This is a genomic window from Pedococcus sp. P2_D9, from assembly GCF_056404275.1.
The window spans coordinates 119,438-142,858 of record NZ_JBFUEI010000012.1 but is presented as its reverse complement, the minus strand read 5'-3'; the positions used below and the strand labels follow the sequence as shown (position 1 = coordinate 142,858).

At 70.6% G+C, this 23,421-nt stretch carries 19 protein-coding genes; 3 read left to right on the top strand and 16 right to left on the bottom strand.

Annotated elements, in window-relative coordinates; all coding sequences use genetic code 11:
- The first annotated feature begins 21 nt into the window (after nucleotides 1-21).
- Nucleotides 22-2,658, top strand: a complete 2,637-nt coding sequence (locus AC1DXJ_RS17470; protein ID WP_477624658.1) for a DEAD/DEAH box helicase — start codon at nucleotides 22-24, stop codon at nucleotides 2,656-2,658.
- A gap of 12 nt (nucleotides 2,659-2,670) precedes the next feature.
- Here AC1DXJ_RS17470 and AC1DXJ_RS17465 read toward each other — a convergent pair whose 3' ends face one another.
- Both AC1DXJ_RS17465 and hflX read right to left on the bottom strand, forming a co-directional pair.
- Nucleotides 2,671-3,117: a GNAT family N-acetyltransferase gene (locus AC1DXJ_RS17465; RefSeq protein ID WP_477624657.1), complete on the bottom strand. Its 447-nt coding sequence runs from the start codon at nucleotides 3,115-3,117 to the stop codon at nucleotides 2,671-2,673.
- A gap of 44 nt (nucleotides 3,118-3,161) precedes the next feature.
- On the bottom strand, nucleotides 3,162-4,616 hold the full coding sequence (gene hflX, locus AC1DXJ_RS17460) for a GTPase HflX (RefSeq protein WP_477624656.1): 1,455 nt from the start codon (nucleotides 4,614-4,616) through the stop codon (nucleotides 3,162-3,164).
- A 73-nt stretch (nucleotides 4,617-4,689) separates the two neighbouring features.
- Here hflX and AC1DXJ_RS17455 point away from each other — a divergent pair, with 73 nt between their 5' ends.
- Nucleotides 4,690-5,325 carry a class I SAM-dependent methyltransferase gene (locus AC1DXJ_RS17455; RefSeq protein ID WP_477612523.1) on the top strand — a complete coding sequence of 212 codons (636 nt, stop codon included), beginning with the start codon at nucleotides 4,690-4,692 and terminating at the stop codon, nucleotides 5,323-5,325.
- On the opposite strand, the gene ggt is transcribed toward AC1DXJ_RS17455, so the two are convergent.
- The 14 genes from ggt to AC1DXJ_RS17385 all read right to left on the bottom strand — a co-directional run bounded on the left by ggt (nucleotide 5,322) and on the right by AC1DXJ_RS17385 (nucleotide 18,237).
- Nucleotides 5,322-7,163 carry a gamma-glutamyltransferase gene (gene ggt, locus AC1DXJ_RS17450; RefSeq protein WP_477624655.1) on the bottom strand — a complete coding sequence of 614 codons (1,842 nt, stop codon included), beginning with the start codon at nucleotides 7,161-7,163 and terminating at the stop codon, nucleotides 5,322-5,324. The two genes, AC1DXJ_RS17455 and ggt, sit on opposite strands and share 4 nt — an antisense overlap.
- Before the next feature lie 114 nt (nucleotides 7,164-7,277).
- Nucleotides 7,278-8,141, bottom strand: coding sequence for a diaminopimelate epimerase (gene dapF / locus AC1DXJ_RS17445; RefSeq protein ID WP_477612521.1), 864 nt, complete (start codon nucleotides 8,139-8,141; stop codon nucleotides 7,278-7,280).
- Nucleotides 8,134-9,117 (bottom strand): tRNA (adenosine(37)-N6)-dimethylallyltransferase MiaA, encoded by a 984-nt coding sequence (gene miaA / locus AC1DXJ_RS17440; RefSeq protein WP_477612520.1) that lies wholly within the window; start codon nucleotides 9,115-9,117, stop codon nucleotides 8,134-8,136. The genes dapF and miaA overlap by 8 nt, the downstream gene beginning before the upstream one ends.
- Complete coding sequence (def, locus tag AC1DXJ_RS17435; RefSeq protein WP_477612519.1) at nucleotides 9,068-9,697, bottom strand: peptide deformylase; 630 nt, start codon at nucleotides 9,695-9,697, stop codon at nucleotides 9,068-9,070. Before def ends, miaA begins: the two co-directional genes overlap by 50 nt.
- Before the next feature lie 55 nt (nucleotides 9,698-9,752).
- Nucleotides 9,753-11,273: a tRNA (N6-isopentenyl adenosine(37)-C2)-methylthiotransferase MiaB gene (gene miaB / locus AC1DXJ_RS17430; RefSeq protein WP_477612518.1), complete on the bottom strand. Its 1,521-nt coding sequence runs from the start codon at nucleotides 11,271-11,273 to the stop codon at nucleotides 9,753-9,755.
- 33 nt (nucleotides 11,274-11,306) lie between these two features.
- The gene (locus AC1DXJ_RS17425) at nucleotides 11,307-11,954 is read right to left on the bottom strand and encodes a regulatory protein RecX (RefSeq protein WP_477624653.1); all 648 of its coding nucleotides are present in this window, start codon (nucleotides 11,952-11,954) and stop codon (nucleotides 11,307-11,309) included.
- Nucleotides 11,955-12,045: 91 nt separating this feature from the next.
- Entirely contained in the window at nucleotides 12,046-13,107 is a 1,062-nt protein-coding gene (recA, locus tag AC1DXJ_RS17420) for a recombinase RecA (protein ID WP_477612516.1), read from the bottom strand.
- Between the two features lie 235 nt (nucleotides 13,108-13,342).
- The gene (locus AC1DXJ_RS17415) at nucleotides 13,343-13,813 is read right to left on the bottom strand and encodes a GNAT family N-acetyltransferase (RefSeq protein ID WP_477631951.1); all 471 of its coding nucleotides are present in this window, start codon (nucleotides 13,811-13,813) and stop codon (nucleotides 13,343-13,345) included.
- A 26-nt stretch (nucleotides 13,814-13,839) separates the two neighbouring features.
- The gene (locus AC1DXJ_RS17410) at nucleotides 13,840-14,709 is read right to left on the bottom strand and encodes an ABC transporter permease (RefSeq protein ID WP_477612514.1); all 870 of its coding nucleotides are present in this window, start codon (nucleotides 14,707-14,709) and stop codon (nucleotides 13,840-13,842) included.
- The gene (locus AC1DXJ_RS17405; protein WP_477631950.1) at nucleotides 14,706-15,551 is read right to left on the bottom strand and encodes an ABC transporter permease; all 846 of its coding nucleotides are present in this window, start codon (nucleotides 15,549-15,551) and stop codon (nucleotides 14,706-14,708) included. Before AC1DXJ_RS17405 ends, AC1DXJ_RS17410 begins: the two co-directional genes overlap by 4 nt.
- Nucleotides 15,551-16,486 (bottom strand): ABC transporter ATP-binding protein, encoded by a 936-nt coding sequence (locus AC1DXJ_RS17400; protein WP_477612512.1) that lies wholly within the window; start codon nucleotides 16,484-16,486, stop codon nucleotides 15,551-15,553. Before AC1DXJ_RS17400 ends, AC1DXJ_RS17405 begins: the two co-directional genes overlap by 1 nt.
- A 64-nt stretch (nucleotides 16,487-16,550) precedes the next feature.
- Entirely contained in the window at nucleotides 16,551-17,582 is a 1,032-nt protein-coding gene (locus tag AC1DXJ_RS17395) for a nitronate monooxygenase (protein WP_477631949.1), read from the bottom strand.
- Entirely contained in the window at nucleotides 17,579-17,800 is a 222-nt protein-coding gene (locus AC1DXJ_RS17390) for a DUF3046 domain-containing protein (protein ID WP_477612510.1), read from the bottom strand. The genes AC1DXJ_RS17395 and AC1DXJ_RS17390 overlap by 4 nt, the downstream gene beginning before the upstream one ends.
- 44 nt (nucleotides 17,801-17,844) lie before the next feature.
- Nucleotides 17,845-18,237, bottom strand: coding sequence for an MmcQ/YjbR family DNA-binding protein (locus AC1DXJ_RS17385; protein ID WP_477637545.1), 393 nt, complete (start codon nucleotides 18,235-18,237; stop codon nucleotides 17,845-17,847).
- Nucleotides 18,238-18,609: 372 nt separating this feature from the next.
- Here AC1DXJ_RS17385 and AC1DXJ_RS17380 point away from each other — a divergent pair, with 372 nt between their 5' ends.
- Nucleotides 18,610-23,421, top strand: a complete 4,812-nt coding sequence (locus AC1DXJ_RS17380; protein ID WP_477637544.1) for an ATP-dependent helicase — start codon at nucleotides 18,610-18,612, stop codon at nucleotides 23,419-23,421.

The following is a 23,421-nucleotide window of genomic DNA, read 5'->3' as shown; positions in this document are numbered from 1 at the left end:
CGCCCTGCGAGGATGGCGGCGATGACTGTTGACCACGCGAGCCCCGAGGCCGCGAGCCCACCACTGCTCACCGACCTCCTCCCGGCCGGGGTCGCGGAGCCGGACGACGTGTATGCCGCGTTCGACGGTTGGGCGCGCGACCGTGGGCTGCCGCTGTATCCGCACCAGGACGAGGCCCTGCTCGCCGTCCTGGCCGGGGAGAACGTCGTCCTGTCCACGCCGACGGGTTCTGGCAAGTCCCTCGTCGCCACGGGAGCACACCTGGCCGCGCTGGCCACCGATCGGGTGAGCTTCTACACCGCTCCCATCAAGGCGCTGGTGAGCGAGAAGTTCTTCGCGTTGTGCGAGATCTTCGGCGCGTCCGAGGTCGGCATGCTCACGGGCGACGCCTCCGTGAACCCCGACGCGCCGATCATCTGCTGTACCGCCGAGATCTTGGCCAACCTCGCCCTGCGCGAGGGAGCCGACGCCGACGTGGGTCTGGTCATCATGGACGAGTTCCACTTCTACGCCGAGCCCGACCGGGGCTGGGCCTGGCAGGTGCCCCTGCTCGAGCTGCCGCAGGCGCAGTTCGTGCTGATGTCCGCGACCCTGGGCGACCTCACCGACCTCGCCGAGGACCTGACCAGCCGCAACGGCCGGGCGACGACCATGGTCACCGGCACCGAACGACCCGTGCCCCTGAGCTTCACCTGGGCCCTGACGCCGCTCTCCGAGACGATCGAGGAGCTGCTCACCACCCACCAGTCCCCCGTCTACATCGTCCACTTCACCCAGGCAGCGGCGCTCGAGCAGGCCCAGGCGCTGCTGTCGATCAGGGGCACCGTCAAGGCGGACAAGGCCGCGATCGCCGAGCGCATCGGCGGGTTCCGGTTCACCGCCGGCTTCGGACGGACCCTGTCCAAGCTGGTCCGCTCCGGGATCGGGGTGCACCATGCGGGGATGCTGCCGCGCTACCGGCGGCTGGTCGAGCAGCTCGCCCAGGACGGCCTGCTCAAGGTCATCTGCGGGACCGACACCCTCGGCGTCGGCATCAACGTGCCGATCCGCACCGTCCTGTTCACCGGGTTGGTCAAGTTCGACGGGTCCCGGCAACGGGTTCTGAAGGCCCGCGAGTTCCACCAGATCGCCGGACGGGCCGGGCGCGCGGGGTTCGACACCAGCGGGTCGGTGGTCGTCCAGGCCCCCGAGCACGTCATCGACAACGCGCGGGCGATTGCCAAGGCCGGCGACGACCCCAAGAAGCTCAAGAAGGTCCAGCGTCGCAAGCCGGCCGACGGAGAGGTGTCGTGGACCGAGCAGACCTACGACAAGCTCGTCGCCGCGGAACCCGAGCCGCTGGTCTCCCGGATGCGGGTGGACCACTCGATGATCCTCAACGTCGTCCAGCGGCCTGGCGACCCGGTGCGCGCCCTGAGCCATCTCCTGCGGGACAACCACGAGACGCCGCGCGGGCAGGCCAGGCTGTCCCGTCGCGCCATCACGCTGGGCAGGAGCCTGCTCGACACCGGCGTGCTCCGCCGCATCTCGCCGCCCGACCCTGACGGGCGCACCATCGAGGTGCGTGGTGAGCTCCAGCACGACTTCGCCCTCAACCAGCCGTTGGCACCGCTGGCCCTGGCCGCGCTCGACGTGTTGGACCCGCAGTCCCCGACGTACGCCCTCGACGTCGTCTCGGTCATCGAGGCGATCCTCGATGACCCCCGCCAGGTCCTCATGGCGCAGCAGTTCAAGGCCCGTGGCGAGGCGGTGGGCGAGATGAAGGCGGAGGGAATCGAGTACGACGAGCGGATGGCTCTGCTGGAGGACGTGACGTGGCCGCGGCCGCTCGCCGACCTGCTCGAGGCGACGTTCGAGATCTTCCGGCAGAGTCACCCGTGGGTCTCGGAGTCGGCGCTGTCACCCAAGTCGGTGGTCCGCGACATGTACGAGCGCGCCATGACCTTCACCGAGTTCGTCTCGACCTACCAGCTGGCCCGGTCCGAGGGCCTGGTCCTGCGCTACCTCACCGATGCCTACCGGACGCTGCGTCAGACGGTGCCTGACGCCCACCACAGCGAGCAGTTCGACGACCTCTTCGAGTGGCTCGGCGAGACGGTTCGCCAGACCGACTCCTCCCTCCTCGACGAGTGGGAGGCGCTGACCGACACCGACGCCAACGAACGCCTGGAGGAGCTCGAAGGACTGGCAGCACACGGCGGCACCCGACCCACCCGCCCGATCACGTCGAACGAGCGTGCCTTCCGGGTGATGGTCCGCAACGCGATGTTCCGTCGCATCGAGCTCGCCAGCCGTGACCGGTTCGGCGACCTCGCGGCTCTCGACGCCTCCCAGGCAGCACTCCCCGAGCCGCCACGCCACCCCCTGATGGACGGGGCAGCGTGGGACGAGGCGCTCGGGGCCTACTACGCCGACCACGACACGATCGGCACCGACGCCGAGGCCCGCGGACCCCAGCTCCTGACGATCACCCCGTCGCAGGGGCCCCCGCCGGGGGCGCTGGAGCCGGAGACCGAGCACCGCCTCTGGAACGCACGACAGACCATCCACGACCCCGAGGGCGACCACGACTGGGTGATCGAGGCGGTGGTCGACCTCGAAGCCTCCGACGAGGCCGGCGAGCCGGTGGTCCTCACGACGGCAATGCGCCGCCTCTGACCTACTGCCGAATCACGCGGTGGTCGTGAGGTCCAGGGTCATGAACACGCTGAACTCGTCGGCGAGGTAGGGCCCGAACGGGCCGCAGGCCGTGAAGCCGTACGCGGCATACATCGTCCGTGCGGGCGCGAACTCCTCGGGCGAGCCTGTCTCGAGACTCAGCCGGGTGTAACCGCGCCGCCCGGCCTCGACCACGACGTGGTCGAGCAGCGTTGCCGCCACCCCACGCCGACGGTATGCCGGTGCGGTGCGCATCGACTTCAGCTCGCCGTGGGTGGAGTCGAGCTCGCGCAGGGCCGCGCAGCCGAGCACGTCTTCGCCGTCCCACAGGCTCCAGAAGCTCAGGTCCGGCGTCCGCAGCCGGTCGAGGTCGAGCGCGTGCACGCTCTCCGGTGGCGAGTAGCGCCGCATGTCCTCGACGTGCTCGGCCAGCAGGGCCTGGACCTGGGCCGTGTCCAAGCCGCCCAACCTGATGTCCAAGGCGCGTGACCGGGTTGAGCGCTTCAGGCCGCCGCGAAGCCCGCGAGCTCGCTGGCGAGCTCCGCGTGGACACGAGCCTTGAGCAGGGTGCCGGTTCCGGTGTGCTCGCTGGAGAGCACTTCTGCCTCCTCGTGCAGGCGGCTGACGAGGTCGCCGCGGTCATACGGCACCAGCACCTCGACGTCGATCGTGGGGCGCGGGAGCTCGTCGGCGATCAGGGCACGGAGCTCGTCCAGCCCGGCGCCGGTGCGGGCCGAGACGACGATCGAGTGCTTCTCGTGACGCCGGATCCGGTCGAGCACCTCCGGGTCGGCCGCGTCGGCCTTGTTGACGACGATAACCTCGCGGACGTTGGCGGCCTCGACGTCGGCCAGGACCGCCCGGACCGCGCTGATCTGTCCCTCGGGGTCGGGGTGGGAGCCGTCGACGACGTGCAGCAGCAGGTCGGCGTCGGCCACCTCCTCCAGCGTCGACCGGAAGGCCTCGACCAGCTGGGTGGGGAGCTGCCGAACGAAACCGACCGTGTCGGCAAGGGTGTAGAGGCGACCGTCCTCGGTCTCGGCACGACGGACGGTCGGGTCGAGGGTCGCGAACAGCTGGTTCTCGACCAGCACGCCGGCGCCCGTGAGGCGGTTGAGGAGAGAGGACTTGCCAGCGTTGGTGTAGCCGGCGATGGCGACGCTCGGCACCTCGTGGGCCTTGCGGCTGAGGCGGCGGGTGTCGCGGCTGGTCTTCATCTCCTTGATCTCGCGCCGGAGCTTGGCCATCCGGGTGTTGATGCGGCGCCGGTCGAGCTCGATCTTGGTCTCACCGGGACCACGCGACCCCATGCCCTGGCCGCCGGCAGCCTGGCCACCGGCCTGCCGCGACATCGACTCACCCCAACCACGCAGGCGCGGCAGGAGGTACTGCAGCTGGGCCAGCTCGACCTGGGCCTTGCCCTCCTTGGACTTCGCGTGCTGGGCGAAGATGTCGAGGATCAGGGCGGTCCGGTCGATGACCTTGACCTTGACGACGTCCTCGAGCGCGCGCCGCTGGCTGGGCGTGAGCTCGGTGTCGCAGATGACCGTGTCGGCGCCTTCGGCGATGACGATGTCACGCAGCTCGATGGCCTTGCCCGAGCCGAGGTAGGTGCCGGTGTCCGGCTTGGCGCGGCGCTGGACGAGCCCGGCCAGCACGGTCGAACCCGCGGTCTCGGCCAGTGCGGCGAGCTCACGCATCGAGTTGTCGGCGTCCTCGGCGGTGCCTTCGGTCCAGACGGCCGCGAGGACCACGCGCTCGAGCCGCAGCTGACGGTACTCGACCTCGGTGATGTCCTCGAGCTCGGTGGACAGCCCCGCGACACGGCGCAGGGCAGCGCGGTCCTCGCGGTCGTACTGGTCGCCGTCGTAGCCGGCCCCGTCGCTGTCGAGGAATCTGTCCTCGGTCGCCAGCGCGGTGGCCTTCAGGTCAAAGATGTCTGATCGTTTCAGTGTCATGTCCCCTCAAGAATCTCACCTTTTCAACGGGCGCAGCGACCGGTTTATGTCCTTCCGTCTACCGTTGGCCCCGATGAGCACGCCAGACCACTACTTCACGGCCGCACCGGCGAGCCCCGCACAGCAGCGCACCATCACGGTGCGACTGGCCGGGAAGACCGTCGACGTTCGCTCGGCCGCGGGCATCTTCAGCCCCGGCGGGGTGGACCAGGGCACCGCCGTCCTGCTCCGGCACGCCCCCGCACCACCCACGCAGGGCGCCCTGCTGGACCTCGGCTGCGGCTGGGGCCCGATCGCCCTCACCTTGGCGCTCCGATCGCCCCAGGCGACCGTGTATGCCGTGGACGTCAACGAGCGTGCGCTGGACCTCCTGCGCACGACCGCGGCGTCGCTGGGACTGGACAGCGTGCACGCGAGCCAGCCGGACGGCATACCCGAAGAAGTGCGGTTCGACGCGATCTGGTCGAACCCGCCCATCCGGGTCGGCAAGGCGGTCCTGCACGACCTGATGCTCACCTGGCTCCCCCGGCTGGCGCCGGGCGGCGTCGCCTACCTCGTCGTGCAGAAGAACCTCGGCTCGGACTCGTTGCAGCGCTGGCTGGTCGAGAACCTCGACCCCCACGTGCATGCCGTGTCGCGGTTCACCTCGGAGAAGGGCTTCCGGATCCTCGAGGTGCGTCGTTCGCCTGCCGACGCGGCAGGCGCCTAGCGACTCGGCCGCACCACCATCGCCGACCCACCGCCACGCCGCGTCGTCTCGGCCGCCGCCTCGGCCTTGCCGTGGCCGAGGAGCCGGATCGCCACAGCGTTGCCGATCGGGTCCTGGAGGGCGAGCACGTGGCCCTGGGCGCGGAGCGCCGCGGCCTCGGGCGAGTCAAGCAGGGCCTGCTCGGCGTTCTCGGTGCCGTTGCGCGAGGACAACCGTGGTGCCGCGATGGCGTCGACGAGGGACAGGTCACGATCGAGGTACTCCGTGATGATCTGGGCGACGGTCGTGATGATCGTGGCGCCGCCGGGGCTGCCCACGCTCAGGAACGGCTTGCCGTCCGCGAGGATGATCGTCGGGCTCATCGACGAGCGCGGGCGCTTGCCGGGACCAGGCAGGTTCGGGTCCGGGACCCCTTCCTTGAGCGGCGCGAAGTTGAAGTCGGTGAGCTCGTTGTTGAGCAGGAACCCGTAGCCCGGCACGGTCAGGCCTGAGCCGCCGTACTGCTCGATCGTCGTCGTGAACGAGACGACGTTGCCCCAGCGGTCGGTCACCGAGAGGCTGGTCGTCGAGCGGCCGTCCGGCGCGGCCGGCGTGCGACCCGCGCCCGGGGCGCACGAGGCATACGAGCCGTCCGGCGACCCGAACGGGACGGGGCGCGTCATCGCCGTCGCCTCGGAGAACAGGCAGGCGCGCTCGTTGGCGAAGCCCTGGCTGAGCAGCTCCCGGGTGGGGACGTCCGAGACGTCACCGACCCAGCGGTTACGGTCAGCGAAGGCGGTGGCGGAGGCCTCGCTGAAGCGGTGCAGGTACTCGGCGTTGCTCACCTGCGACAGGTCACGCCCGGTCTGCCGGTCGTAGGCCTCAAGCAGGTTGAGGATCTCGCCCACGGCGATGCCACCGGAGCTCGGAACGCCCATGCCGTAGACGTCGAGCCCGCGGTAGCTGGCATGGGTGGGCTTGCGGTCGAGGGCCTTGTAGGCAGCGAGGTCGCGCAGCGTGATCTGCCCCTTCAGGACGGTGTCGCCCGGTGCGGTGCTGGGGTTGCGCGCCTCGTCGACGATGGCCCGCCCGAGCGTGCCGCGATAGATCGACTGGATTCCGTGCAGCCGGATCTCGCGGTAGGCCTTGGCGATGTCGGGGTTGTTCCATCGGCTGCCCACCGCCGGCGCCTTGCCACCGCGCAGGAAGACTCGGGAAGTCTCGGGGAAGCGCGCGAAGCGGGCCTCGTTCTCAGCGGTCAGGTCGTGGAAGGACTGGTCGACGACGATGCCGTCGACGGCCTTGCGTTCGGCTGGTTCGAGGAGCCGTCCCAGCCGCATGGTGCCGTGCAGGTCGAGGGCGCGCTGCCACAGCGCCGGGGTCCCCGGCACCCCCACGGACAGGCCGGAGTTGACCGCCGTGGCGAACGGCAGTGGAGCTCCCGTGGCGGGGTCGATGAACGACTCCTCGGTGAAGGTCGCGGGCGCGGCCTCCCGGCCGTCGATCGTCGAGACCTTGCCGCTACGCCCGTCGTGCCACACGAAGAAGCCACCTCCACCGATGCCGGAGGTGTAGGGCTCGACGACGCCGAGCATCGCCGCCACGGCGATCGCGGCGTCAGCGGCGTTGCCCCCGCGTCGGAGCACGTCGATCCCGGCCTGGCTGGCGTCGCGGTCCACCGACGAGACTGCACCGCCGTAGCCGGTCATCTGCGGCACCTTGGGCAGCTGGGCAGCACCTCGACCAGCGTGGTGTTCCGGCCCGGCCGACGCCGCCACGGGGGCGACCAGGGCGACGGCTGCGGTGAGGGCTCCGACGAGCGCGGTGGAGAGCAGGGTACGGGGACGCTGAGGGCTCATGAAACGACCGTATTCCGGCATTTCGGGCTTCGCACCCCGGGGCGAACGTGGGGCACCAGGACCAGCCAGAGCCGTCAGGCCGGCCAGAGCAGCCGGACGGGCCAGAGCAGCGGGTCAGACCAGGTCAGTGGTGCCGTCGGCGACGAGGGCAGCGGGGCCGGCCAGCTCGACGTCGTGGCCAGGGAGGGCCCGCACCCTGAGTCGGCCACCGGGGACGTCCACGGTCCACGTGTCCGTCACGTCGCCGGCCCAGAAGCGGGTGGCCAGGGCTGCGGCGGCGGCACCGGTGCCGCACGACCGGGTCTCCCCCACGCCACGCTCGTGCACCCGCATGCGGATGTGCCCGACGCCCATGGGCCGGACGAACTCCACGTTGCTGCCGTGCGGAGGAAGCGGGTTCACCAGCGGAAGCCGGTGCAGGTCGAGGGAATCCAGGTCGATCTGCTCAGGCAGCGCGACCACGGTGTGGGGATTGCCGAGGTCGAGGCTGAGCGCAGAGAGGGGCTCGTGCCCGTCGAGGTGGACGAGTGCGTCGAACCCCTCCTCGTCGGCGATCACCTGCTGGGCCAGGCGCCACGGCCCGAGGTTGACCGCGATGAGGTCGGGCGACTCGAACCGGACCAGCTTGGTGCCGGCCCTGGTCGCAATGGAGAACTCGTCCGCCGTCTCGAGGCCCTCACGGCGCAGGTACGCCGCGAAGACCCGCGTCCCGTTGCCGCACATCTCGGCGACGCTGCCATCGGCATTGCGGTAGTCCATGAACCACCTGGCAGCCTGAGCCTGCGCCAGGATGCCGCCCTCGGTCGCCAGGGCGGTCGGCACCACCCGGATGACGCCATCACCACCGATCCCCGCGCGCCGGTCGGCCAGCCGGGCCGCCTGCTGCGCGGTCAGGTCGCGGACACCCTCGAGGTCGGGCACGAGCACGAAGTCGTTCTCGGTCCCGTGGCCCTTGGTGAAGGGGGTCTGGTCAGCCATGGGCCCCATTGTCCCTGATTGCCGCCCGGACCAGGGCAGCTGCCTGGTCGGTCACGTCGGGGGCGAGCGCATCGAGCCACGTGATGCGCGGGTCGGGGTTGAACCACGACTCCTGACGGCGGGCGAAGCGTCGGGTCAGCGCGGTCGTCTGCTCCTGCGCCCGCTCGGTGGTGAGGATCCCGTCGAGCTCAGCCAGCGCCTGCGCGTAGCCGAGCGCGCGTGAGGCCGTCCGGCCCTCGCGCAACCCCAGCGACTCGAGGTGACGCACCTCCCCCAGCAGCCCCTGCTCCCACATGTGCCGCACCCTGGTGGCGATGCGTTCGTCCAGTCGGGCGCGCGGCATTCGCAGGCCGACCATGACGGCGGGCTGCACGAAGGTGCGCGTGGGCATCGTGGCCGAGAACGGCCGCCCGGTCAGCTCGATGACCTCCAGGGCGCGCACGATCCGTCGCAGGTTGCCTGGCTCCATCGCCTGTGCCGCAACGGGATCCAGCTCTTCGAGGCGAGCATGGCTCGCGGCAGCACCGACCGCGTCGGCTTCGGCTTCGAGCCTCGCGCGCACTGCGGCGTCTGTCGGGGGGATGTCCAGGACGTCGAGGGCAGCCCGGACATAGAGTCCCGAGCCGCCTGCCAGAACCGGGTGGTGCCCGCGGCCCTGGATGGCGGCGAAGTCGGCTCGAGCCGCCGCTTGGTAGGCGGCAACGCTCGCCTCCTGCGTCACCTCGAGCACGTCGAGCTGGTGATGGGGTATGCCGCGGCGCTCGGCGAGCGGGACCTTGGCCGTCCCGATGTCCATCCCGCGGTAGAGCTGGCTGGCGTCCGCACTGACCACCTCGCCACCAAGGGCTTCGGCCAGGTCCAGCGCGAGGTCTGACTTGCCGGTCGCGGTGGGCCCGACGACGCCGACGACCATGGGGGTCATCGGGTCACAGGTCGTGCTCGTGGTCGTGCCAGTGCGCGCTATCGGGGTCGTCATGGTCGTGGTCGTGGCCGAACGGATCCGGGTCGACACCGGGGTGCCATGCGAACCCGGGCTTGCCCCATCCCTGCTTCTTGACCGCCTTGCGCGCCTTCCTGGCCCACCGCTCGCTCAGTCGGTCGACATAGAGGAACCCGTTGAGGTGGTCGTACTCGTGCTGCATGCAGCGGGCGAACCAGCCGGTGGCCGAGAACGAGAGCTCCGCACCATCGACGTCGAAACCGGTCACCGTCGCCGACTCGCCGCGCTTGAGCGGGAAGCTCTCCCCTGGCACCGAGAGGCATCCCTCGGCCTCGTCGTGCGGGTCCGGCTCGTCGAGTGAGGGCTTGGTGGACGTGAGGTAGGGGTTGACGATGGCCCCCCGCGCGGGGACGCCGTCCTCGTTGTCCATCTGCCAGGTGAACACGCGAAGGCCGACGCCGATCTGGGGAGCGGCCAGGCCAACTCCGTGGGCAGCGTCCATGGTGTCGAACATGTCCGCGACGAGGTCGCGCAGGTCGTCGTCGAACTTCGCCACGGGTTCGGCCCGGCGGTGGAGCACGGGCTCGCCGGTGATGACGATGGGGCGGACGGTCATGCCGGGAAGTCTTCCAGACGGTGCCGGCCGCACCGGATTCCGGGTGGCGCCGCGCTCAGCCGCACGAGGGCGCCGGGACCGCGGCCGGTCGACCCACACCCGGCATACCCAGGGACACACCCGGCTTGCCCGGGACCGGCGCGTCCTGCAGGGCGGCCCAGGCGTCGCCACCCGCGGTGCGCCGCACCGAGTAGGCGCCACCCTCAAGGGCGGCATCAGCAACGAGGTGGTGGGGCGCGCCGTAGGTGACACCGACAGTGACCATGTCGCCGGGGCGAGGGCGTTCGGCACCCTCCGGCACGGCGAAGTGGACCAGACGGTTGTCGCGGGCGCGGCCCGAGAGGCGGTGGGTCGCGGTGTCCTTGCGACCTTCGCCGGTGGCGACGAGGACCTCGACGTCCCGACCCTCGACGGTGCGGTTCTCGGCCCAGGAGATCTCCTCCTGTGCGGCGATGAGCCGTTCGTACCGCTCCTGGACCACGGCCTTCGGCACTTGGTCCGCCATGGTCGCAGCCGGGGTGCCCGCGCGGATCGAGTACTGGAAGGTGAACGCGCTCGCGAACCTGGACTCGCGCACCACCCGCAGCGTCTCCTCGAAGTCCGCCTCGGTCTCGCCCGGGAAGCCCACGATGATGTCTGTCGTGATCGCGGCGTCGGGGATCTGCTCCCGCACGCGGTCGATGATCCCGAGGAACTTCTCGCTCCGGTAGGACCGGCGCATCTGCTTCAGGACGCTGTCCGACCCCGACTGCAACGGCATGTGCAGGCTCGGCATGACGTTGGGGGTCTGCGCCATCGCGGCGATGACGTCGTCGGTGAAGGCCGCCGGGTGCGGGCTCGTGAAGCGCACCCGCTCGAGTCCGTCGACCTCGCCGCAGGCCCGCAGGAGCTTGCCGAACGCGAACCGGTCGCCGAACTCGACGCCGTAGGTGTTGACGTTCTGCCCCAGCAGGGTGATCTCGACGACCCCCTGTTCGACCAGGGCCTGCACCTCGGCGAGCACGTCACCGGGGCGCCGGTCGGCCTCCTTGCCGCGCAGGCTCGGAACGATGCAGAACGTGCAGGTGTTGTTGCAGCCCACCGAGATCGACACCCAGCCTGCGTAGGCAGAGTCGCGTCGGGTGGGCAGGGTGCTGGGGAACACCTCGAGGCTTTCGAGGATCTCGACCTCCGCCCGTTTGTTGTGGCGGGCCCGGTCGAGCAGGGCGGGCAGGCTGCCGATGTTGTTGGTGCCGAACACGACATCGACCCAGGGGGCCCGCTGCACGATGGTCGAGCGGTCCTTCTGGGCCATGCAGCCGCCGACCGCGATCTGCATGTCGGGGTTCCTGGTCTTCGCGGGACGCAGCTGGCCGAGGTTGCCGTAGAGCTTGTTGTCGGCGTTCTCACGCACCGCACAGGTGTTGAAGACGACGACGTCAGCCGCCTCCGGCCGCGTGGTCGCAGGCAGGCTGTTGACGTCGACGTAGCCCGCGGTCTCGAGCAGGCCTGCGAGCCGCTCCGAGTCGTGCACGTTCATCTGGCAGCCGTGCGTGCGGACGTCGTAGGTCCTGGGTGCAGTCGTGGTGGTACTCATCGCACGCCAAGGGTACGTGGTGAATGCGCCAGCTCAGTCTCGCTGGTGCTCGGGGGCGTCGGCGATCGCCTCACGGATCACAGCCATGGCCAGGTCGGCGGGGTAGCCCTTGCGGGCCAGCATCCCCGCGAGCCGGCGTTTCTGGACGACGGGGTCGAGCCCGTGCATCGACCTGAGCCGCTTGGTCACGAGCTGTGCGGCACGGTCCCGCTCGTCCTCCGGGTTGATCGACTCGAGCGTCGCCCGGGCCGTCTCGTCGTCGACGCCCTTGGTCCGCAGCTCGCGGGCCAGCGCGCGCCGGGCCAGTCCCCGACCGGCTTGCTGCGACCGGACGAGCATCCCCGCGTAGGCCTCGTCGTCGACCAGCCCGACCGAGGCCATCCGGTCGAGCACTGCTTCGGCGATGTCGTCGGGGCAGTTGCGCTGGCGCAGCTTGTCACGCAGCTGCTGGCGACTCTTGGGCGACAACGCGAGCTGTCTCAGCACGATCTGGCGCGCGACGTCGTAGGCATCCGGCTCGCCGTCACGGGTCTGCAGGTCTGCCTCGGGGCCACCGGGGATGGGCTGCCAGGCCCGTGGGCGTGCCGATCTCGGCTGCCGCTCGTCGGCCGGAGCGGTCGCGGACGTCGCGGCCAGGGCCGCCTCGAAGGCTGCCCTGGCCGCGTCGTGTCGTTCAGTCATTCGGGATCACTCAGTCGGGATCAGTCGGGATCAGTCGGGATCAGTCGGGATCAGTCTGGATCGCTCAGTGGTGGGTCGCCCGAGCCGTGGCTCAGAACTCGACCGGCACCTCGGGGATCGAGTCGGCCGGCTTGTCGACCTGCGGGCCGATCCCGAGCTTTTCCTTGATCTTCTTCTCGATCTCGTTGCCGAGGTCGGGGTTGTCCTTGAGGAACTGACGAGCGTTCTCCTTGCCCTGGCCGAGCTGGTCACCCTCGTAGGTGTACCAAGCTCCGGCCTTGCGGACGAAGCCCTGCTCGACGCCCATGTCGATGAGCCCACCCTCACGGGAGATGCCCTGGCCGTAGAGGATGTCGAACTCGGCCTGCTTGAACGGCGGCGCCACCTTGTTCTTGACGACCTTGACCCGGGTGCGGTTGCCGACCGGCTCGCTGCCGTCCTTGAGGGTCTCGATGCGACGCACGTCCAGGCGCACGGAGGCGTAGAACTTCAGCGCCTTGCCACCCGTCGTCGTCTCGGGCGAGCCGAACATGACACCGATCTTCTCGCGCAGCTGGTTGATGAAGATGGCCGTCGTGCCGGTGTTGTTGAGGGCACCGGTGAGCTTGCGCAGGGCCTGGGACATCAGCCGGGCCTGCAGACCGACGTGGCTGTCACCCATCTCGCCCTCGATCTCGGCACGTGGCACGAGCGCGGCGACGGAGTCGATGACGATGATGTCGATGGCGCCCGAGCGGATCAGCATGTCGGCGATCTCGAGCGCCTGCTCCCCCGTGTCGGGCTGGCTGACGAGGAGCGCGTCGGTGTCGACCCCGAGCTTCTTGGCGTAGTCAGGGTCGAGGGCGTGCTCGGCGTCGATGAACGCCGCGATGCCGCCGGCCTTCTGCGCACTGGCCACCGCGTGCAGCGCGACCGTCGTCTTGCCCGAGGACTCCGGGCCGTAGATCTCCACGACGCGACCGCGCGGGAGGCCACCGATGCCGAGCGCGACATCGAGCGCGATCGAGCCGGTGGGGATCACGTCGATGGGGGGCCGGACGTCGTCGCCGAGGCGCATGACCGCGCCCTTGCCGAACGACTTCTCGATCTGCCCCATCACGCTGTCGAGGGACTTTGCCTTCTGGTCCACAGTGGGAGTGTTCGCTCCAGCCATTCTGGCCACCATTCCTTCTTTCGCTTCGAGTCGGGCGCGCCTGCCTTCGACCCTGGGGCAGCTGATCGCTTGTCGGGTCAGACGCTAGGTGTCGGCACCGACAGCCGTCCGGGGCCGCTCGCACGGCCTGTGGACGGTGGGTCTGTCGTGGTTCCACCTGTGGACGAACATACCGAACACCTGTTCGAAATACGGCATCCGGCACGCGACACGCCGCGGCGAGTCCGATCAGCCTTCAGGGCGAGGCAGGGCGGCGCGTCGGCGTGTGCGGAATGCCGTCCTCCACGAAGCCGCGCCCGCTGGGTGCGAAGCCGAACCCGGCATACCAGTCGACGAGGTGCGACTGGGCGTCGAGCACCACAGGCCGCTCCCCTGCCGCCTCGAGCGCGGCGCGCATGAGCAGTGCGGCCCGGCCCTGGCCGCGCGCGTGCGGCGCGGTCGCCACCCGGCCGATGCGCAGCGCCTCCCCGTCGTCCAGGACTCGCAGCGTGGCCACCGGTGCGCCGTCCTGCTCGACCCACAGGTGACGAGTCGCCGGTTCGAGGTCACGGCCGTCGAGATCCAGGTAGGGGCAGTCCTGCTCGACGACGAACACCTGGGCGCGCAGGGCCCACAGCCGGTAGCCCGTCAGCGGGTCGAGGTCGGCGAAGCCGGCCGATCGCACCGCGCCAGCGCCCACCACGACCCCGTCCGCAGGCTCCACCATGATCCCGATGCTAGGCGCCCGAGGGACTACGAGAGCAGGAGCTTCTCGAGGCGACGTGCCGTTCCCACGACGCCGATCCCACCCAGCACCACGAGGTAGCCCACGTGCACGAGCACCCCCCAGCCGACATCTCCGAGCATCAGCGCGCGTTCGAGGGCGACCCCGTGGTAGAGCGGCGTGACCCGCACCAGCCACTGGAGCGCCTCGGGATAGGTCGACAGCGGGAAGAAGGTCGCCGAGAAGAGGAACATCGGCTGGATTGCCAAGGTGATGTAGTCGAAGTGCACCCAGGACTTCATGAAGGTGGTCGCGAACATCCCCAGCGCGGCGAAGGCGAACCCGATGAAGATCGCCGCCGGCAGGGCCAGCAGGGCCCACCACGACCCGACGGCCCCTGCGAGCAGCGCGACGACGAGGAAGGCAGCGGAGTAGAGACCACCACGGATGAGGGACCACGCGATCTCGCCGACGGCGATGTCACGCGGACCCATCGGTGTCGCAAGCACCGCGTCGTAGAGCTTGGCGTAGCGCAGCTTGAAGAACACGTTGAAGGTCGAGTCGAACACTGCGCCGTTCATCGCCGAGGCGGCCAGCAGCGCGGGCGCCACGAACTGGGGGTAGGACACCACTGCCCCCGAGTCGGTGGTGACGGTCTTCACGAGCGCACCGATGCCGATGCCGAGGGAGAACAGGTAGAACACCGGCTCGGCGAACCCGGTCACCAGCGCGATCCAGCCGTGGCGGAACGACGTGACGTTGCGTTCGATGAGCATTCTGGCCAGCCCGGCCCCGGCAGGCATCGGCACCAGCCTGGCCAGCCGCGCCGACGCCTGCCCGCGGACGGGCCCCGACGCGGGACCGGACGCGGGCCGGGGGTTGGAGGTCGAGGTGCTCACGGGACCAGCCGCCTCGCGAAGGACTTCTCCGCGAGCCACCAGCCCACGGCGGCATACACGGCCAGCACGAGCAGGTGACCGAAGAACGGCGCGCCGACCGCGGCACCCGTCGCCACTGCACGACACGCCTCGACCCCGTGCCACAGCGGAGTGACCCACGCGATGGGCTGCATCCAGCCGGGCAGCTGCTCGATGGGGAAGAACGTGCCGGAGAACAGCATCAACGGCGTCACGATCCAGCGGAACAGGATATTGAAGCCGTCATCGCCCTCCTGCCTGGCGGTGAAGGCGAAGATCGGGGTGGTGAACGCCATCCCCGTGAGGATCGCGATCGGCAGGCAGAGGACTGCGAACACGGACCCGAAGCCACCGAACAGGGACGCCACCGCCATGAAGATCGCCGTGGCCGTCGTGAGGTGGGCAGCCACCGCGAGGAAGTGGCCCCGCAGCACGTCGCGTACGGACATCGGGGACGCGAGCATGGCGTGGTAGCCCATGTTCCACTTGATGTAGCCGAGGACCTGGTAGGTCGACTCCCCCATCGCGACCCACATCGTCTGGGTGGCGACGATGGCCGGGACGACGAACTGCAGGTAAGGCAGGCCCCCGACTCCGCCCACCCGGTCGTCGACGAGCGAGCCCAACCCGATGCCCATCGCCAGCAGGAAGAACAGCGGCGACAGGAACCGACCGATGATGCTCCCCCGCCACGTGCGTCGGTAGACCGTGAGGAAGTACGTGAAGACGGCCAGGACCCGCTCGGCGGCAGACAGCGGCTGGCGGATGCCATGGTCCGCCCGGGACTGGTGATGAAGCTGCGGGTGCGGCTGCTGGAGCGACATCAGTCCACCAGCGTTCGGCCGGTGAGGTGCAGGAACACGTCCTCGAGCGTGGCTCGGCGCACGAGCGAGGACAGGGGTGCGATCCCGCGCGAGTGCACCACCGCCGCGGCCTGGTCACCGTCGTCGGCGTAGACGAGGAGCCGGTCGGGCAGCACCTCGACCCGCTCGCCGATCCCGGTGACCTGCTCGGCGAAGTCCTTGTGGTCCTCGGCGTCAAAGCGCAGCTCGAGGACCTCTCGCGTGGAGAACTCGTCGATGAGCGAGCGCGGCGACCCCTCGGCGACGATCCGTCCGTGGTCCATGACGACGAGCCGGTCGCAGAGCTGCTCCGCCTCGTCCATGTAGTGGGTGGTCAGCACGAGCGTCACGCCCGACCGCTTGAGCCGGAACAGCCTGTCCCACAACACATGTCGGGCCTGTGGGTCCAGACCGGTGGTCGGCTCGTCGAGCAGGAGGATCTCGGGTGAGTTGATGAGGGAGCGCGCGATCGTGAGACGTCGCTTCATCCCGCCCGACAGCGGCTCGACCTTGTCCTTGGCGCGGTCGGTGAGCTGGGCGAAGTCGAGCAGCTCAGCCGCCCGCGAGCGCACCTCCTTGCGGGAGAGTCCGAAGTAGCGCCCGTAGATCCGGAGGTTTTCCTCGACGGTGAGCTCCTCGTCGAGCGTGTCGCGCTGCGGACAGTTGCCCAGCCGGGCCCGGATGGCGGGGCCGTTGCCGGCCGGGTCGAGCCCGAAGAGGCGCAGCTCGCCGCTCGTCACCGGGGACACGCAGCCGACCATTCGCATCGTGGAGGACTTGCCGGCGCCGTTGGGCCCGAGGAACCCGAAGCACTCGCCCTTGCGGACGGCGAAGTCGATCCCGTCCACCGCCGTGAACTCCCCGAACTTCTTGGTCAGTCCGGTCGCGCTCAGCAGGATCTCGTCGTCACCACTCACTCGCCCCAACCTAGCGAGGTCCACCGACAGACTCACGCGCATTTCTGTCAGGTGGTCCAGGCCGTCAGGTGGTCTGGGTGGCCTCGAGCTCGGCGACGAGGGTCCGGGCAAGCTCGGCCGCCGGCAGCCGGCGCAGCCGGCCGTGGCCCGTGCCGGCCCACAGGTTGACGAGCTCGGCCTCCCCAGTGGCCTTCCCGTGCGCCCGCAAGGGCGCAGTGAGGTGGTGGACGTGCGGGTATGCCGCGGGCGCGGCCTCGGTGAACAGCTCGGTCCACGTCGTGGTCAGGGCACGGGCACTGCGTCCGGTGAAGGCGCGGGTCACGGTGGTGCCGGTCCGATGGGTCAGGGCATGCCGGTGCACTGGTGCGGTCCCGGCCTCTGGGCAGTCCAGGAACGCCGTGCCCAGGGCCACCGCAGTCGCGCCGGCGCGCAGGACGGCGGCTGCGTCGGCCCCGGTCATGACCCCTCCAGCGCCCATCACCGGCAGTGAGGTGTGGCGGACCATCTCCTCGACCAGGGGCAGCAGCCCGGACTGGGTGGCGCCGGTGTCGACCGGGCCGCCGCGGTGACCTCCCGCCTCCCAACCCTGCACGACGAGGCCGTCCACGCCGAGCTCCTGCGCCCACTCGACCTCCGTGGCCTCGTTCACGGTGACCCACACCGCGACCCCGGCGGCCTGCAGCCGCGTGACCACGTCCGCAGGCGGCCACCCGAAGGCAAAGCTCACCAGGGCGGGCGACAGCTCCACGAGGAGGTCGACCTTGGCCTCGAACGCGTCGTCGTCGTAGCGCGGTGTCCCCAGCTCGACGCCCGCCGACGCCGCCCACGGTGCGAGCAGCTCGGCATACTCGAGGGTTTCCTGCTGCATGGACGGGCTGTCCGGTGACGGCGCAAAGATGTTGACCCCAAAGGGATCTGACGTCATTGCCCGCAGGGCGACGACGTCGTCGCGAAGGCGTTCCGGGGTGAGGTAGGCGCCCGCGAGGAAGGGGAACACTCCGCCCTCGCCGGCTGCTGCGGCGAGGGCGACGGTCGACGGCCCGCCGGCCATCGGTGCAAGGACCAACGGGTGGGCGGACCAGTCGACGGAAGTCACTTCGCCGGTCTCCGCTCGATGCCGAGCCGACGGGACTCGGGCACGTCCATCGCGTCGCAGAGCGCGAGCCAGACCCGACGAGGGCTCTCCCCCGCCTCGAGAGCCTGGACCACCGTGCGCTCGCCGAGGACCCCGAGCACGAGGTGCTGCGCGAGCGAGGAGGCGTAGCCCTCCCCGAACTCGTCGTTCATCAACACCCAGAAATGGCTCAGCCGCACGCAGTGAGTGTAGGCGGCGTCGGCCCAGCCCAGGCGACGCAGGCTCAGCCGGGGTTGGTGGCGGAGTCGCTGTCCAGGGGGAGGTCGGTGACGAGGTCGTGGGGTGCGCGCATCAGCCAGGCGTCGGTCACGAGCTCGCGGAGGCGTTCGACCCCCACCTGCGCCAGCCGCAGCATCACCAGGGGAACGTTCTCGTATCCGGGGGCGGTGAAGAACACATCGGGCTCACCGAGGAGCAGTGCCTGCTTCTCACCCTCGTCGCCGACGAAGAGCACCGCGATGTCGGTGCGGATCAGCCGCGGCCTGCCGGGCCGACGCTCCGGATAGGACCAGACGAAACCCTTGTCGCCCACGCGGAAGTCGAATCCTGAGCTGGGGACCTCCACCACGTGGGGCAGCGAGGTGGCCAGTCTGCGGACGTCCTCGGCGTCAGCCAACGCAGCCGCCGTCCGACCACACATTGACCATGCCGTAGAGGTTACGGGCGGGAGCCCTCGCCGGTCGACGAGCCCCCGGCCCCGATTGAACGAGCGCAGACCTTCACCTCAGGCAAGGGCCGGAGTACAGTGGTGGCGCTGCCCCGGACCATGGTTGCGAATGAGTGACTGTCCGGGGCTCGTGCGCATCCCCAGACTCTCATCGCGACCCGAGGCAGGTCACCGCGCGCCCCTCCCTTCCGCCCCCGAGGGTCGAGGGGCGCGCGAATCAACGCCGACGCTCGATGCGCTCCTCTCACATCGGGCGTCGCGCACGCCTGCGCGACGCTCTACCGGGGACCTGTCGGTGCGGGGTGAGAGGCTGTAGCCCTCATGGCAACGGACGTCCTCGACCGCTTCTCCCCAGCCACTGCCGAGTGGTTCAGGGGCTCGTTCAGCGCGCCCACGGCCGCACAGGCGGGGGCTTGGGATGCCATCAGCTCCGGCCACCACGCCCTGGTCGTGGCGCCGACCGGATCGGGCAAGACGCTGTCGGCGTTCCTGTGGGCCCTCGACCGACTCTCGGCCGAGCCTCCCCCGGTCGACAAGATCAAGCGCTGCCGGGTCCTCTACGTCTCGCCCATGAAGGCACTGGCCGTCGACGTCGAGCGCAACCTGCGCTCGCCACTGGTCGGGATCGGGCACGCGGCGACCCGGCTCGGGCTGACGCCGCCGGACATCACCGTTTCGGTGCGGTCCGGCGACACCCCTGCCAGCGAGCGGCGGGCCTTCGCCCGCACCCCCACCGACGTGCTCATCACCACACCCGAGTCGCTGTTCCTCATCCTCACCTCGCAGGCGCGAGAAGCGCTGGCCGGTGTCGAGACCGTCATCCTCGACGAGGTCCACGCCGTGGCCGGCACCAAGCGGGGCGCCCATCTCGCGCTGTCCCTCGAGCGCCTCGACGCCCTGCTCGACAAGCCGGTCCAGCGGATCGGCCTGTCCGCGACGGTCGAGCCGGTGGCCGAGGTCGCGCGCTACCTCGCCGGAGGCCGACCCGTCGAGATCGTGCGGCCGCCGTCCACCAAGGAGTGGGACCTCGAGGTCGTGGTCCCCATCGCGGACATGTCGGCGCTCGGGGAGGTCATCGAGGACGACCTGTCAGGACCCGCGTCGGGAGCCGAGCGCCGGGCCTCGATCTGGCCGCACGTGGAGGAACGCATCGTCGACCTCATCGCCTCCCACCGGTCCACGCTCGTCTTCGCCAACTCGCGTCGCCTCGCCGAGCGGCTCACGGCTCGGCTCAACGAGATCTGGGACGAACGTCTGGAGACCATGCGACAGGCCCGAGGCGACGAGCCGGCCGAGCCGGCCACGCGGCATACCGGCAACCGCACCCCGGCCCAGCTCATGGCGCAGTCGGGGGCGTCGTCCGGCGCGCCCGCGGTGCTGGCCCGCGCCCACCACGGTTCGGTGAGCAAGGAACACCGCCAGCTCATCGAGGAGGACCTCAAGGCCGGGCGGCTGCCCGCCGTGGTCGCCACGAGCTCGCTCGAGCTCGGCATCGACATGGGCGCGGTCGACCTCGTCATCCAGGTCGAGTCACCACCGTCGGTGGCATCCGGACTGCAGCGGGTCGGTCGAGCCGGCCACCAGGTCGGAGCGGTGTCGAGGGGCGTGTTGTTCCCCAAGTTCCGTGGTGACCTGGTCCAGACCGCAGTCGTCGTCGAACGCATGAGAGCCGGCGCGATCGAGTCGCTGCGCGTCCCCGCCAACCCGGTCGACGTGCTCGCCCAGCAGGTCGTGGCGATGTGCGCCCTCGACGAGTGGTCCGTCGACGACCTCGAGTCGGTGGTCCGCAAGGCGACGCCGTTCGCCTCACTGCCGCGATCGATCCTCGAGTCGGTGCTCGACATGTTGTCGGGGCGCTACCCCAGTGACGAGTTCGCCGAGCTCCGCCCGCGCATCGTGTGGGACCGCGTGACAGGGGTTCTGACGGGACGTCCGGGCGCCCAGCGCCTGGCCGTCACCTCGGGGGGCACCATCCCCGACCGCGGTCTGTATGCCGTGTTCCTCGCCTCCAGCGAGGGTGCCGGGCGCCGGGTCGGCGAGCTCGACGAGGAGATGGTCTACGAGTCGCGGGTGGGCGACGTGTTCACGCTGGGCACCTCGACCTGGCGGATCGAGGATATCACCCACGACCAGGTGCTCGTGACTCCGGCGCCGGGCCTTCCGGGGCGTCTGCCCTTCTGGAAGGGGGACCAGCAGGGCCGGCCCGCCGAGCTGGGGCGAGCCGTGGGGGCCTTCGTTCGCGAGGTGGTCGGACTCTCGCCCGCCAAGGCGAGGGACCGGGTCACCGCCGCAGGGCTCGACGAGTGGGCAGCGGACAACCTGCTCGGCTACCTCGCCGAGCAGCAGGAGGCGACCCGCCACGTCCCCGACGACCGCACCATCGTGGTCGAGAGGTTCCGCGACGAGATCGGGGACTGGCGGGTGGCGGTTCACTCGCCCTTCGGTGGGCAGGTGCACGCCCCCTGGGCGCTGTGTGTGTCTGCACGGATGCGCGAGCGCTACGGCGTCGACGTCCAGGCGATGCACGGCGACGACGGGATCGTGTTCCGGCTTCCCGACCTCGAGTTCGAGGACGACGGCGGTTCGGGTCGCGGCGTGGGCGCCGAGCTGCTCGAGCTCATCCGCCTCGAGGCCGACGACGTCCATGACCTCGTCACGTCCGAGATAGGCGGATCGGCGTTGTTCGCCGCGCGGTTCAGGGAGTGCGCGTCGCGTGCCCTGCTGCTGCCCCGCCGGCGTCCCGACCGTCGCCAACCCCTGTGGCAGCAACGGCAGCGGGCGGCTCAGCTGCTCGAGGTCGCCAGCCAGTACGCGTCGTTCCCGATCGTCCTGGAGACGGTCCGCGAGTGTGTCCAGGACGTGTTCGACGTGCCCGGACTGACCGCCCTGATGCGCTCGATCGAGTCACGCGAAGTCACCCTGGTCGACATCGAGTCGGCCCAGCCGTCCCCCTTCGCCCGGTCCTTGATGTTCGGCTACGTCGCCCAGTTCCTCTACGAGGGCGACTCCCCGCTGGCAGAAAAACGCGCCGCCGCCCTGGCGCTGGACCCGACCCTGTTGGCCGAGCTGCTGGGCCGTGGCGAGGGCCTGTCCCTGCGCGACCTGCTCGACCCTGCCCAGGTGACCCGCACCGAGTCCGAGCTGCAGCGCCTGGTCCCCGAACGCGCCTGCCGCGACGCCGAGGACGTGGCCGACATGCTGCGGGTCCTGGGGCCGCTCCCCCTCGAGGAGATCGTCCGCCGGTCGCAGGAGTCCTTGGCACGCAACGAGATCGGCGCGTGGTTGGTGGACCTCGAGGGGGCCCGACGCCTCATCCGCGTGCGTGTCGCCGGCCAGGAGCGCTGGGCCGCGATCGAGGATGCCGGACGCCTGCGTGATGCCCTGGGCAGCTCCCTGCCGGTCGGCATAGCGCAGACCTTCCTCGAGTCCGTCCCGGACCCGCTGGGCGACCTGGTCCGCCGCTACGCCCGCACCCACGGCCCCTTCCCCGCCGCGGCGGTGGCCGCCTGGTGGGGCATCGGTCCGGCAGTTGCCCTCGACGCCCTCCGCCGACTCGTCTCCTCAGGTCGCGTCGTCGAGGGTGAGCTGCTCCCCACCGAGAACGGTGGTGGGCTGCACGGCCTCGACTACTGCGATGCAGAGGTGCTGCGCCTGCTACGCCGTCGCTCCCTGGCCGCGCTGCGCGCCGAGGTCGAGCCGGTCCCCGCCGTCGAGCTGGCCAGGTTCCTCCCCCAGTGGCAGTCGGTGGGTGGAGGCCTGCGCGGTCGCGAAGGTCTGGTCCGCGCCGTCGAGCAGCTGGCGGGAGCCGTGCTCCCGGCAAGTGCCCTCGAGAGCCTGGTCCTCCCGAGCAGGATCGTGGACTACTCCCCCACGCTGCTCGACGACCTCACGACCAGCGGCGAGGTCCTCTGGCGCGGCCACGGGGCACTGCCCGGCGACGACGGCTGGGTGTCGCTGCACCTCGCCGACACCGCCCACCTGACCATGGCACCTCCCCCTGACCGGACGCTCACCGACGGTGAGCAGGCGATCGCCGAGGCCCTCGCGGGTGGCGGGGCCTACTTCTTCCGCACCCTCGCCGAGGCCGTGGGCAGCAGCGACGACGAGTCCCTGCTCGCCGACCTGTGGGCACTCGTCTGGGACGGCCGAGCCACCAACGACACCCTCATCCCCCTTCGCGCCCTGCTCGCCGGCGGCCGCACCAGCCACAAGCGCAGCCGTCCCGGCCCACGCACCACCAGGTATGCCGGACGACGTAGCTCGCTCGGTGCCCTCTCGGGACAGCGTGGGCTGGGTCGTCCCACCGTGCCGACCCGCAGCGGGCCGCCCGCTGGGGCCGGACGCTGGTCCTTGCTTCCTGAGGTCGAGCTGGACGCCACCGTCCGCGCCTACGCCACGGCCGAGGTCCTGCTCGACCGCTACGGCGTGGTCACGCGCGGCTCGGTCGTCGCAGAGGACGTTCCGGGCGGGTTCGCCGGCGTCTACCGCGTCCTGGCGGCTGCCGAGGAGTCGGGGCGGGTCCGCCGCGGCTACTTCGTCGAGTCCCTGGGCGCCTCCCAGTTCTCCACCACCGGATCGGTCGACCGGCTCCGGGCCGGCGCCCGACCAGTGGGCGACGATGCCGACCGAGCCGTCCCGGCGATGGTGCTCGCCGCCACCGACCCGGCCAACGCGTACGGTGCGGCCCTCCCGTGGCCTGACCGGGCGACGGGTGCGGACGACCCGGGCGACGGCGCGTCGGCCGGAGGGCCCTCGGTGGCTGGTTCCTCGGGCATCGCATCACCAGCCGGCAAGACCCCAGCCGGCACGTCTGCCGCCGACACGTCTCCCGCCGGCAAGCGTGGACACCAGCCGGCCCGCAAGGCTGGGGCCCTGGTGGTCCTGGTCGACGGCGAGCTCGTCCTGTACGTCGAGCGTGGCGGCAAGACGCTTCTCTCGTGGACGGACGACGAGCAGTCCCTCCAGGGCGCGGCCGATGCCCTGGCACTCGCCGTCCGCGAGGGTGCACTGGGCCGGCTCACCGTCGAGAAGGCCGACGGCGGCGCCGTGCTGGGGTCTGCCCACCCGCTCGCAGCCGCCCTGGCCAGGGCAGGCTTCCACGCCACCCCGCGCGGCCTGAGACTGCGGCGGTGA

Bases quoted from the DNA above. Each gene is read 5' to 3' on its own strand.
- AC1DXJ_RS17470 (WP_477624658.1), top strand. From the start codon at position 22: ATGACTGTTGACCACGCGAGCCCCGAGGCCGCGAGCCCACCACTGCTC.
- hflX (WP_477624656.1), bottom strand. From the start codon at position 4,616: ATGACACTGAAACGATCAGACATCTTTGACCTGAAGGCCACCGCGCTG.
- AC1DXJ_RS17455 (WP_477612523.1), top strand. From the start codon at position 4,690: ATGAGCACGCCAGACCACTACTTCACGGCCGCACCGGCGAGCCCCGCA.
- ggt (WP_477624655.1), bottom strand. From the start codon at position 7,163: ATGAGCCCTCAGCGTCCCCGTACCCTGCTCTCCACCGCGCTCGTCGGA.
- dapF (WP_477612521.1), bottom strand. From the start codon at position 8,141: ATGGCTGACCAGACCCCCTTCACCAAGGGCCACGGGACCGAGAACGAC.
- miaA (WP_477612520.1), bottom strand. From the start codon at position 9,117: ATGACGACCCCGATAGCGCGCACTGGCACGACCACGAGCACGACCTGT.
- def (WP_477612519.1), bottom strand. From the start codon at position 9,697: ATGACCGTCCGCCCCATCGTCATCACCGGCGAGCCCGTGCTCCACCGC.
- miaB (WP_477612518.1), bottom strand. From the start codon at position 11,273: ATGAGTACCACCACGACTGCACCCAGGACCTACGACGTCCGCACGCAC.
- AC1DXJ_RS17425 (WP_477624653.1), bottom strand. From the start codon at position 11,954: ATGACTGAACGACACGACGCGGCCAGGGCAGCCTTCGAGGCGGCCCTG.
- recA (WP_477612516.1), bottom strand. From the start codon at position 13,107: ATGGCTGGAGCGAACACTCCCACTGTGGACCAGAAGGCAAAGTCCCTC.
- AC1DXJ_RS17415 (WP_477631951.1), bottom strand. From the start codon at position 13,813: ATGGTGGAGCCTGCGGACGGGGTCGTGGTGGGCGCTGGCGCGGTGCGA.
- AC1DXJ_RS17405 (WP_477631950.1), bottom strand. From the start codon at position 15,551: ATGTCGCTCCAGCAGCCGCACCCGCAGCTTCATCACCAGTCCCGGGCG.
- AC1DXJ_RS17380 (WP_477637544.1), top strand. From the start codon at position 18,610: ATGGCAACGGACGTCCTCGACCGCTTCTCCCCAGCCACTGCCGAGTGG.